The sequence below is a fragment of the Terrimonas alba genome, from assembly GCF_042434975.1.
Classification (GTDB): domain Bacteria; phylum Bacteroidota; class Bacteroidia; order Chitinophagales; family Chitinophagaceae; genus Terrimonas_B; species Terrimonas_B alba.
This window is the reverse complement of record NZ_JBHMQM010000001.1, coordinates 650,760-662,458: the sequence shown is the minus strand read 5'-3', so window position 1 is coordinate 662,458 and position 11,699 is coordinate 650,760. Positions and strand designations below refer to the sequence as shown.

The window sequence follows — 11,699 nt, the reverse complement described above, 5'->3', positions numbered from 1 at the left end:
TACAACTATGATATCAAAAAAAATAAATCGTGTTTTAGTTGGGGCTTTAATGGTGTCATCTTTAGTATCATGCAAGAAAACATTTGATGATCTGAATGTTGATACCAGACAACCGAGTCCTACGGCTCTTAAGACCAGGTTTTTGCTTACAAGTGCTTTACAAAATGTTCATACGACAGTTTTTGGTAATACTACAGGGAACCTGTATGTACAATATCTGGCTGAAGGTCCTTATCCGGGAGGCTCATTATATACTACTAAAAACTTTAACTGGGATGCAACTTATGTCGGTCCGCTTTATGACTTGGATCGCATTGTTAAATTCGTTGACGCGGGTGCTCCTGAGGCCGACCCATCAAATGGTGCTCCGGCGAATCAGAAAGCAGTGGCGAACATATTAAAATCTTATTTTTTCCTCACGATGACAGACAGGTGGGGTGATATCCCTTATATAGATGCATTGAAAGGAGTTGAAAACCTGGCGCCAACGTATACTAGTCAAAAAATAATCTACGATTCACTTTTTGCTGTTTTAGCCCGTTCAGTGAATGAGATAGATGAAAATGGCTTTGGTGTACAGGGTGACTTGCTCCTTGGTGGTGATATGCTGATGTGGAAGAAATTTGCAAATACGATGCGTATGGATATGGCGCTCCGTTTATCTGTAAAGGATCCGGCAAAGGGAAAAACAGAGTTTAATGCTGCATTAGCTGCAAGCGGTGGGGTGATTGAAAGTAATGATGAGAATATTGAATGGCATTACATTGATGATCCAAATTATTTGAATCCATGGTATAGTAACTACACAGTTAGTAATCGTAATGACTATGCCATTAGCAAAACTTTGACTGACTACATGGTGCCTAAGGGAGATAACAGGATTGCCGTGTATGCTGAAGAGTTAGCAGGTGCAGAGCCTTATAAAGGTCTGCTCTATGGCAGCTCAACTGCAAAAAATATCCCTAATGCCTATAGTCGTATTGGTGATGCATTTAGAACAAAAACTGCTCCTGCCCGTGTATTCAATTACGCACAGGTGTTGTTTATGGAAGCAGAGGCTAATAAGATTGGCTATTTGCCCGGTGGAGATGCTGTTGCAGCAGTTAAATATGCTGATGCTATTAAGGCATCATGGGAAATGAATGGTGTATATGATGCTACTGACTTTGCTGCATATTTAGCCAATGTTGTTTATACTCCAGCGACTGGGGTTCAGCAAATTATTACTGAAAAATGGGTGCATAACTACCTGAACGGTTATGCAGCGTGGAACGACTGGAGACGTACTGGGTTCCCTGTTCTAACAGCTGCTCCTGACGCTGCCGATACTCGTGGAATACCTGTAAGACAAGGCTATCCTGTTTCTGAGCAAACTCAGAATAAGGAAAGCTACACGGCTGCTGTAGCTGCACAAGGCGCAGATGATAATTATACCAAAATTTGGTGGGATAATTAATCAGGTTTCTTTATAAGTTTTAAAAGAATGGCACAATCAAAGTATTGTGCCATTCTTATTTTATCTTTACCAACAATCAATTTTATGCCAGACCAACCCCAACCCAATCAACTCAATATAGAAATTTCCGAAGAAGTGGCAGAAGGTTCTTATGCAAACCTTGCTATCATTACCCATTCGCATGCGGAGTTTGTCATCGACTTCGTGAATGTGATGCCCGGCACACCAAAGAGTAAGGTCAAATCAAGAATTATCCTCACACCCCAGCATGCAAAAAGACTGATGAAAGCCATTACTGAGAACATTAGCAAGTATGAAGCTGCTAATGGTGCGATCAAGGACCTGGAGGAAATACAATTACCAATGAACTTTGGCGGGCCTACAGCCCAGGCTTAGGGAGTATGGGGAGTTGAGTCTGGAGTTCGGAGCCGGGATGTATTTTTCAAATAAATTTTTCGGGGTTATTAATCATATACCAAATCAATTTTCCAACCTCTGTATTTAATGTAGTCAATTCATGATATTCCACTTCATTTAAATAAGAGCAGTCTTTGGCAAAATCAAGCCAGACTTCTGTCTCCGCATTTTCTGTTTCTGAGTCATTTAACTTACTAATAAAATAGTCCTTGTACCTCTTTCTTCTGAAAGCCTCTACAAGGTTTGTGCATACAGACCGGGATGACCTTCTTATCTGATCGGCAAGTGAGTATTTTTCTTCAGAGGGAAATTTTTTTGATAGAATAAAAATTTTCATAGCAATATCATACCCTTTTTGATAAGCTAATAAATCTTTATAATGTCCCATAAGTTGTTTTATGATGTTATTGAACACTTTTGCCTTAGCTCCCGACTCCGAACTTCCGACTCCCGTCTTAAAGTAACCCTTCATCCGCAAAACTATAATATCCATCGTCACTCACGATGATATGATCAAGTACCCGGATATCTAAAAATTTAGCTGCTTCTTTTATTTTGGTAGTTAACTCCTCATCAGCACGACTGGGTCTCAAGCTGCCGGAAGGATGATTGTGACAAAGAATGATACTGACAGCATTTTGTTCCAATGCTTTTTTTAATATTATCCTGGGATCCGCTACCGTGCCCGTGATGCCACCTTCGCTGACAATCTGGAAGTGATTGACCTTGTTTGACCGGTTTAAGAAGATGACAGCAAAAACTTCGTGGCGATAATCTTTTAAAGCTGTTTGTAGGTAATTGGCGATATCTGTGCTGCTGGTCACGATCGCTTTTTCTAGCGATACGCTTGACTGGCGTCTTCTTCCAAGCTCAAGGGCTGCAGCAATGGTGATTGCCTTGGCTTCGCCGATCCCTTTAATTTTCATCAGATCCTTTACTGAGAGTTTGCCCAATTCTACCAGGTTATCTCTTCCGAGTTTTAGAATCTCTTTACCAAGATCAACTGCGGTCTTATTTTTCGATCCATTGTGTATAAGAATAGCGAGCAACTCCGAGTTGCTGAGGTTTTCCGCACCCCGGGATAGTAATTTTTCCCTGGGTCTATCGTCTTTTGCCCATTGCTTAATAGAGTGTTTATTCTCTTGCATAAAACAAGTTTAACTAATATTTTTATTACTGCAATACAACAATAGTGGTACTGCTATCCTGAAAAGCTAAAATCCAATTTTTACTGAAAAATCTAAATCCTGCAATTATGAGAACTAAAAGATCTTCCACAATTGGCGCTTTACACCCCATTCTTTTCTTTGCAGTAATGTATGTGGTAGTATTATTTTTCTCCATCTTCATTTGTTCTTCGTTGTTTTATAGCTTTAATTCTGACTTTGCGGATGAGCCTGTGGTGAAGACTGAGCAGCCAGCTAAGCAAAAGAATTTTCCGGTACAGGTTTCTACTGCAGCAGTAGTACGTTAACCTTCCCGGAGCATGATTTTTTAAGCCCGCAGGTGTGGTGATTGCGATGATAGTAATATCTTCGCCGCACATTTTTAAATTCATGCAATCTGCGAAAATTTTCTCCGGAACCAGCTCTGAATTATTGACCCAGGAGATTTGCAAAAGATATGGAACAAAGCCGGGAAAAATTAATATTCAACACTTTAGCGATGGTGAAATGTGTCCAACTTTCACCGAAAGTATCCGCGGTGATTTTGTTTTTTTAGTACAAAGCACCAATTCCCCATCCGACAATATTCTTGAATTGTTATTGATGATCGACGCTGCCCGTCGTGCATCGGCTTATAAGGTCATTGCTGTTTTACCTTATTACGGCTATGCCCGCCAGGATAGAAAGGACAAACCTCGTGTGGCAATCGGAAGTAAGCTGATAGCCAACATGTTGGTTGCTGCGGGTGCAGACAGGATCATTACCATGGACCTGCATGCGCCGCAGATCCAGGGTTATTTCGATATTCCTGTTGATCACCTGGATAGCCATGCAGTTTTTATTCCTTATATAGAGAATCTGAAGATGGAAAACCTTACCTTTGCCGCCCCTGACGTGGGTTCTACCAATCGGGTAAGGGAGATTGCCAACTACTTTAATGCAGAAATGGTCATTTGCGATAAACATCGTAAGAGGGCTAACGAGATAGCAAGCATGGTGGTGATAGGGGATGTAACCGGCAAGGATATTGTCATCATTGACGATATCTGCGACACCGGAGGAACCTTGGCAAAAAGCGCAGCTCTTTTAAAAGAAAAAGGTGCCAGAACAGTGCGGGCTTTAATTACTCACCCGGTACTGAGTGGCAAAGCTTATGAAAACATTGAAAATAGTGTATTAGAGGAGTTGATTGTTTGTGACACTATACCATTGAAAAATCATAGCTCGAAAATTAAAATCATATCGGTGGCAGAACTATTTGCTGTAGCCATCCGGAACGCTTTTGAAAATAAAAGCATCACCAGTCTCTTTATCCATTCGCAAAGGCGGGATAAATAAATTGGCAGAAAACATAGCAAACAAATAAACAAACATAAAAAATGAAAACAATTACAATCAAAGGACAACTGAGGACCGGATTCGGGAAAACCGCCACCCGCCAGCTCCGCTCTCAGGAACAAGTGCCGGGTGTAATTTACGGAGGTGCTCAGGAGATCAACTTTTCGGCTCCTGCAGCGGCGTTTAAACCTTTAGTATACACTCCAAGTTTCCAGTTAGCTGAAGTAGATGTAGATGGCAAAATCTACAAATGCATCTTAAAAGATCTGCAATTTGACAAGGTCACAGACAGCCTTATCCACGTTGATCTTTTGGAGTTGGTAGAAGATAAAAAAGTGATCGCTACTATTCCACTGAAATTTACTGGTAGTTCAAAGGGGGTGAAAGATGGAGGTAAGTTTATTGCTAAAATCAACTCATTGAAAGTAAAAACATATCCTAAATACCTGAAGGAGCAAATTGAAGTACCCATTGATACACTGGAGTTGAATGGCAATATCCGGGTAGAGGATGTGAAAGAAGAACATTACGAGATATTGAACTCACCTCGTATTCCTATTGCTTCTGTAGTATTGACAAGACAGTTGAAACAGGAAGAAGCTGCTACTCCTGCTAAGGCTGCTGCACCTGCTGCTGCGCCTGCTGCCGCTGCAAAAAAATAAACAACGAAACGAATATTGATACAAACCCGTGTCGCATTGATACGGGTTTTTTATTGGTTAATGCGATATTTGGCAACTAAACGTGGTAATTAAAAAGACGCTTCTTTAAAATTATCTGCACAGGATAAGTTATGAAATATTTGATTGTAGGCCTGGGAAATGTGGGGAACGAGTATGCTCATACCCGGCACAATATCGGCTTTGATGTAGTGAATGCTTTTGTAACCAAACACGGCGCAATCTTTCGCGTTGATCGCCTGGCTTATGTTGCAGACATAAAATGGAAAGGCCGGTCATTTATTTGTATTTGTCCCACCACCTATATGAATTTGAGTGGCAGGGCTATTAAGTATTGGCTGGATAAAGAGAAAATAAGTCTTGAAAATATGCTGGTGATACTGGATGATCTGGCAATTCCGCTCGAAAAGCTCCGGCTGCGACCTTCAGGAAGCGACGCTGGTCATAACGGCCTTAAAAGTATTCACGAGACATTGGGTAGTATTGAGTATCCGCGGTTAAGGTTCGGTATTGGAAATAACTTTCCAAAGGGGAGGCAATCTGATTTTGTCCTGGGCAAGTGGCGGAAAGAAGAAGAACCATTGGTAAAATTGAAAATTGACAAATCTGTCGAAGCAATCGAGATTTTTGGTACACAGGGAATAACGGCGGCTATGAACCTGGTAAATAATCACAAGTTTTGATTATGATAAGTCATATTGATTACTTATTTTAGCACTCCGACCCTACGAGTTTTTAAACTCCACTTACCCTATAGATTACCTGAATATATATGGGATCAACAGTCCATGGAGTAGTATCCGATGTATTTTAACACCAACCATCCAGATTTATGAAGATTTTTTGTGTAGGCCGTAATTATGTTGCTCACGCTGAAGAGCTTGGAAATGATGTTCCTGACGAGCCAGTTATTTTTATGAAGCCTAAAAGTGCAATGTTGCAGCCACATGCACCTTTTTATTATCCCGAGTTTACCAATGAGTTACATTACGAATGTGAATTGGTGCTTCGCATAAGCAAAAATGGGAAATACATCCAGGATAAATTTGCCAGTAAATACTACGACGCAATTACTACAGGTATCGACTTTACGGCGAGAGATATACAAACAGAATTAAAAGCAAAGGGATTACCCTGGGAGAAAGCAAAGGCTTGGGATAACTCAGCGGTGATAGGAAAGTGGGTGCCCCTGACCGAGTTAAAAAACAAAAAAGACATCAATTTCAGCTTGTTTAAGAACCAGGAATTGGTGCAAAAGGGATCTTCAGCCAATATGATCCATGATTTTGACAGTATTGTTGCTTATATCTCTAACTACTTTTCGGTAAATATCGGGGACGTGATTTTTACCGGAACACCTGCCGGCGTTGGAGAAGTAGTTGTAGGAGACGAATTGGAGGGTGTATTGGAGGATACAAGCATGTTCAAATTGGAAGTGAAATAAAGCCAATCGAAAAATCCACTCAAACAAACCAATTGCTTATAGCCATTCGCTCCGCGGATGGTTTTTGTTTTAATGCCATACTAACACTTGTTACCCTTAAATTTGCGTTCATCCTGATCTCCGAGCTTGACGAGGGGACGGAGGATGCTTGCTTACATGACTGATATTTCATTATTACTGAAAGCATACAAGGCCATGAGCCTGGTGAAAAAAATGGCGGAAACTTATGAAAATAATCGCCCCATTTGCAAATACGTCCATTCTACTTCACGTGGCCATGAAGCTATACAATTAGCTACTGCCTTTCACCTGCAACCGCAGGATTTTGTAAGTCCTTATTATAGGGATGAAAGCATGCTATTGGGGTTAGGCTTTACTCCGTTTGAACTAATGCTGCAATTGCTTGCCAAGGGAAATGATATTTTCACGGGTGGCAGGGAATACTATTCACATCCCAATTACCGGGGAGATGATAAGCCTACCATCATTCATCAAAGCAGTGCTACCGGCATGCAGGCAATTCCGACAACGGGAGTTGCGCAAGGAGTACAATATTGGGAAAGAAATGATTTAACAAGATTAAAAAAAGGAGCAGGAGAAGAGTTGCCCATCGTACTGTGTTCGTTGGGAGATGCAAGCATTACTGAGGGTGAAGTAAGCGAGGCCTTCCAGTTTGCAGTATTAAAACAGTTGCCTATTGTCTATTTGATCCAGGATAATAACTGGGGCATTAGTGTTTCAGCGGAAGAAGCAAGAGCGATGAATGCCTTTGAATTTGCTGCCGGGTTTAAAGGGATGAATCGCATACAGGTCGATGGCAGTGACTTTGAAGCATCATACGAAGTGATGAAGCATGTGTGTAATTCAGTTCGCGAAGAAAGAAAACCCTGGTTGGTTCATGCACAGGTGCCATTGCTTGGTCACCATACAAGTGGTGTCAGGAAGGAGTTTTACCGTACCGACAAGGATTGGAGCAAACACCTGGAACATTGTCCGAATAAAAAACTGCGAAAAAAATTATTAGAAAAAGGGATAAAGGAAGAGGAGCTATTAGCAATAGAAAAAGAGGCTGCTGAAATAGTGGCTAATGATTTTACAGAAGCAATTGCGTCGCCTGAGCCTGATCCTTCAACCGCCACTGATTATGTTTTTGTTCCCACCCCTGTTACCGAAGAAAAAGGTATAAGAGAACCCGCAAATGGCGAAAAAGTATTAATGGTCGATGCTGCTCTCTTTGCTATTCGTGAACTGATGGAGGATCATCCTGAAGCTATGGTATATGGCCAGGATGTAGGACAAAGATTAGGTGGTGTATTTCGCGAAGCTGCTACATTGGCTGATCGATTTGGAGATAACAGAGTTTTTAATACTGCCATACAGGAAGCTTATATTGTTGGATCAACCGTAGGGTTGAGTGCAGTTGGGATAAAACCCATTGTGGAAGTGCAGTTTGCTGATTATATCTACCCGGGATTTAATCAACTGGTAACAGAGATTTCCAAGAGCTGTTACCTCTCTTGCGGAAAGTTTCCGGTATCGATGATACTTCGGGTACCTACAGGTGCTTATGGCGGCGGAGGACCCTATCACAGCGGTTGTGTCGAAACAACGCTGCTTTCCGTCAAGGGAATAAAAGTGGTATATCCTTCCAACGCTGCGGATATGAAGGGATTGATGAAAGCCGCTTTTCACGATGGTAACCCGGTGGTAATGCTGGAGCACAAAGGTCTGTATTGGGGAAAAGTGCCGGGAACTGAAGAAGCAAAAACTATCGAACCTTCAAGAGACTATATCATTCCTCTTGGCAAGGCAAACATCGTTCTGCAAGCCGGCAATACTGCAATAGAAAAAGGAGAAACTTGTGTGGTTATGACATATGGTATGGGAGTTTATTGGACCAAAGCTGCAGCTAAAAGTTTTCAGCGGCAGGTTGAAGTTGTCGATTTGAGAACATTATACCCGCTTGATGAAGAGTTAATTTATGAAAGGGTAAAACTTCATGGTAAGTGTTTAATAGTTACAGAAGAACAACAGACAAATTCATTTGCAGAGGCGTTAGCCGGGAGAATTAGCAGAAACTGCTTTTCCTTTTTAGATGCGCCTGTTGCAGTAGTTGGTGCAGCAGATGTTCCCGCTATTCCTATGAATATTTTGCTGGAGCAGGCTATTCTTCCCGAAAAAGGAAGAGTGATGGCGGCTATTCAAAATTTACTGAATCAATAGTTGTTGGCTTTAGTAGTAAAATGATAGCTACATGTCCATTTACCGGCTTTCGAGGATGATTACAAATAGGCATAAAGCGGAATTGTAGTTTTTTGTTGTAAAATGAAATATAGTTGCAAATTTTTCTTTTCTTTGCAAAGTCGATGAGGTACAATAACTCAATACGCCGGGGGATATCACTCATGCTGTTGCTGGTTTTCTTCCAGCAAATAGGCGCCGGTTTATTTATTCATAACCTCCTTCACGACAAAAAACAACCAGTACAAGCACAGGTCAAAAAACACGAAAATGCAAAGGAGATCAGCTTTGCCTGTTCATGTGTTGATAATTTTTTAATGCCTTTTATTGAGGCTGACGAACCTGTTGTCACACCTCCATTGGTAGCTTATAGTAATCCGGCTAATGCGGTTACCGAACCGGTTTATTTTACATTATTGATTTTTTCCTCTCTTCGCGGCCCGCCCATGTCTTAGAATAGATTTTTGTGTTTCCGGTTATTTCCGGAAGATTGGTATTTATTGATTGAAAGGACTTCCTTTTTAATTTATTCTATTATGACAAAAAAGCGAATCGTATTTTTTTTCAGCGGTTTATTTATTCTATATAACATTAACGCACAGGAGAGATCAGTTTTAACTGGCAGGGTAACTGATCAAAAGACGGGAGTGCCATTACCGGGTGCTAATATCCACATTCATGACATAAACCGCGATGCTGTGTCGAATGACAGCGGGCAGTATAAAACTGCCTTTATTCCTGCCGGTAATTACCTGGTTGAAGTATCTTATATCGGGCACACCAGCACGGTGGAGAGGGTAAATATAAAGGGCGTTACTGCCAAAGATTTTTCATTGAATACTGCGATTATAGAGCAGGAGGGAGTCACCGTTACGGGTGTGTCTACCGCTACCCGTCTAAAACAATCACCACAACCTGTTGCTGTGCTGAAAAAGGCCGAGTTGCTAAAGATCAGCTCTTCTAATATAATAAATAGTCTGACGCATGTTGCAGGTGTTAATGCATTAACAACGGGCCCTGCGATTTCAAAACCTTTTATTCGTGGGTTGGGTTATAACCGGGTATTGATTGTGAATGATGGAGTAAAACAAGAAGGTCAACAGTGGGGCGATGAACATGGTGTGGAGATCGATGATTACAGTGTGCAAAGAGTGGAAGTACTGAAAGGACCGGCTTCGTTGATGTATGGTTCTGATGGTCTCGCTGGTGTTATCAATATTCAGTCACTGGCGCCAGTAGCAGAAGGAACAATCAACGCCAATATCCTGGGTGAATATCAAACTAACAGCAGATTGCGGGGTTATTATGGCAGTGTCGCCGGTTCGAAAAATGGATTTAGTTTCAATGCTTATGGTTCTTATAAAGGCGCACAGGACTATAAGAATAAATATGATGGATATGTATTCAATTCGAAATTCAATAACCGGAATGTTGGTGGAATGTTAGGCTATGGCGGATCATGGGGACATAGCTATTTGCGGTTAAGCAATTTTGACCAGCATATCGGGATGATAGAAGGAGAACGGGATGATGCAACGGGACAATTCTTAAAAGCGGTTGCCGGAGGCGGCGAGGAAATTGCCAATAAAAATGATTTTAGATCAATAGATCCTTTTATCCCATTTCAGCAGGTGCAACATTTCAAAATTTCCTCGGATAATAGCTTTAATGTAGGTAAAAGTAAACTTGATATAGCTGCAGGTTACCAAAGAAACCAACGAAAAGAATTTGGTGATGCTGATAATGCAGATGTACCCGTTGCTTATTTCGATTTAAAGACCGTCAATTATTCCGCTAAACTGAATGTACCCTATAAAGGTCAATGGAAAACAAGTATTGGTATATCTGGTATGAATCAAACCAATAAAAACAGGGCGGAAGAAGCAATTATTCCAGACTATCTTTTATTTGATTTAGGCGGCTTTGTTTTTACCCAATATCATAAAGACAAACTATCGCTGAGCGGTGGTTTACGCTTTGATAACCGGCATGTGGAAGGGAAGCAGATGATGGATGGTACTGATATAAAATTTGCACCATTCACTAAAAACTTTTCAAACGTGTCAGGTAGCGCCGGTTTAAGTTATGAAACCGGCAAGGATTTGACATTGAAATTGAATGTAGCAAGGGGTTTCAGGGCCCCGACATTAGCTGAGCTGGCAAGCAATGGTGCACATGAAGGAACCAATCGTTATGAAGCGGGTAACCGGGATTTGAAATCTGAAACCAGCTTACAAACAGATGCGGGCATTGAATTTAACAGCCAGCATATCACATTAGGAGCGGGTATTTTTTATAATGCCATCAATAATTTTATTTACTATCGTAAGGTGTTGAATGCGGCAGGTACAGATTCAATGGTTGTAGATCCTGAAAGCGGTGACTTGCTAAATGTTTTCGAGTTTGATCAGCAACGGGCAAATCTATATGGCGTGGAGTTTAATATGGATATTCACCCCCATCCGCTGGATTGGCTGCATTTTGAAAATACATTTTCGTACACAAGAGCCCTATTTACAACAGCTATTGATGGATCTAAAAATGTTCCGAATATTCCCGCCGCAAGATACTTGTCACAACTCCGGGGAAATTTTTTGCCGAAGGGAAGTCTTGCCCGTAATTTTTATGTAAGTCTTGAAAGCGATTATACATTCCGGCAAAACAAAGCATTTACGGGCTATGACACAGAAACTAACACACCGGACTATTGGCTCATCAATGCATCTATTGGTACTGATATTATTCGTAAAGGGTCAACCATATTTACACTAAGCTTTAGTGGAAATAATCTTACTGACGTGGCGTATCAAAACCATTTAAGCCGGTTAAAATACACAGCGGTGAATAATGTTACCGGCCGGCAAGGTGTCTATAATATTGGAAGAAGTTATGCGGTGAAGCTGAATGTGCCGTTGAGTTTTAAGTGGAACTGATACAGCATTCATATATATATTCAA

General features: G+C 41.1%; 12 protein-coding genes. 10 read left to right on the top strand and 2 right to left on the bottom strand.

The features are described 5' to 3' along the window. Positions 1-7 precede the first annotated feature (7 nt). Both ACFEL9_RS02675 and ACFEL9_RS02670 read left to right on the top strand, forming a co-directional pair. Entirely contained in the window at positions 8-1,456 is a 1,449-nt protein-coding gene (locus ACFEL9_RS02675; protein ID WP_385885897.1) for a SusD/RagB family nutrient-binding outer membrane lipoprotein, read from the top strand. An 84-nt stretch (positions 1,457-1,540) separates the two neighbouring features. Next, the gene (locus ACFEL9_RS02670) at positions 1,541-1,852 is read left to right on the top strand and encodes a DUF3467 domain-containing protein (protein WP_385885896.1); all 312 of its coding nucleotides are present in this window, start codon (positions 1,541-1,543) and stop codon (positions 1,850-1,852) included. A gap of 46 nt (positions 1,853-1,898) precedes the next feature. Here the strand turns inward: ACFEL9_RS02670 and ACFEL9_RS02665 are convergent, their stop codons facing one another. Together ACFEL9_RS02665 and radC are read right to left on the bottom strand one after the other, a co-directional pair. Further along, entirely contained in the window at positions 1,899-2,261 is a 363-nt protein-coding gene (locus ACFEL9_RS02665; protein ID WP_385885894.1) for a four helix bundle protein, read from the bottom strand. 67 nt (positions 2,262-2,328) lie between these two features. Continuing rightward, positions 2,329-3,021 carry a RadC family protein gene (gene radC, locus ACFEL9_RS02660; RefSeq protein ID WP_385885892.1) on the bottom strand — a complete coding sequence of 231 codons (693 nt, stop codon included), beginning with the start codon at positions 3,019-3,021 and terminating at the stop codon, positions 2,329-2,331. A gap of 107 nt (positions 3,022-3,128) precedes the next feature. Between radC and ACFEL9_RS02655 the strand changes: the two genes are divergently transcribed. The 8 genes from ACFEL9_RS02655 to ACFEL9_RS02620 all read left to right on the top strand — a co-directional run bounded on the left by ACFEL9_RS02655 (position 3,129) and on the right by ACFEL9_RS02620 (position 11,675). Continuing rightward, the gene (locus ACFEL9_RS02655; protein WP_385885890.1) at positions 3,129-3,347 is read left to right on the top strand and encodes a hypothetical protein; all 219 of its coding nucleotides are present in this window, start codon (positions 3,129-3,131) and stop codon (positions 3,345-3,347) included. Between the two features lie 82 nt (positions 3,348-3,429). Continuing rightward, positions 3,430-4,377, top strand: coding sequence for a ribose-phosphate diphosphokinase (locus ACFEL9_RS02650; RefSeq protein ID WP_385885888.1), 948 nt, complete (start codon positions 3,430-3,432; stop codon positions 4,375-4,377). 41 nt (positions 4,378-4,418) lie between these two features. Further along, positions 4,419-5,039 (top strand): 50S ribosomal protein L25, encoded by a 621-nt coding sequence (locus ACFEL9_RS02645; protein WP_385885887.1) that lies wholly within the window; start codon positions 4,419-4,421, stop codon positions 5,037-5,039. A 131-nt stretch (positions 5,040-5,170) separates the two neighbouring features. Further along, positions 5,171-5,740: an aminoacyl-tRNA hydrolase gene (gene pth, locus ACFEL9_RS02640; RefSeq protein WP_385885886.1), complete on the top strand. Its 570-nt coding sequence runs from the start codon at positions 5,171-5,173 to the stop codon at positions 5,738-5,740. Between the two features lie 149 nt (positions 5,741-5,889). After that, complete coding sequence (locus ACFEL9_RS02635) at positions 5,890-6,501, top strand: fumarylacetoacetate hydrolase family protein (RefSeq protein ID WP_385885884.1); 612 nt, start codon at positions 5,890-5,892, stop codon at positions 6,499-6,501. A 156-nt stretch (positions 6,502-6,657) separates the two neighbouring features. Beyond that, positions 6,658-8,724, top strand: coding sequence for an alpha-ketoacid dehydrogenase subunit alpha/beta (locus ACFEL9_RS02630; protein ID WP_385885882.1), 2,067 nt, complete (start codon positions 6,658-6,660; stop codon positions 8,722-8,724). Positions 8,725-8,837: 113 nt separating this feature from the next. Further along, a complete protein-coding gene (locus ACFEL9_RS02625; protein WP_385885881.1) occupies positions 8,838-9,197 on the top strand; it encodes a hypothetical protein in 360 nt (119 codons plus the stop codon). Between the two features lie 81 nt (positions 9,198-9,278). Beyond that, positions 9,279-11,675, top strand: coding sequence for a TonB-dependent receptor (locus ACFEL9_RS02620; RefSeq protein WP_385885880.1), 2,397 nt, complete (start codon positions 9,279-9,281; stop codon positions 11,673-11,675). The last annotated feature ends 24 nt before the right edge of the window (positions 11,676-11,699 follow it).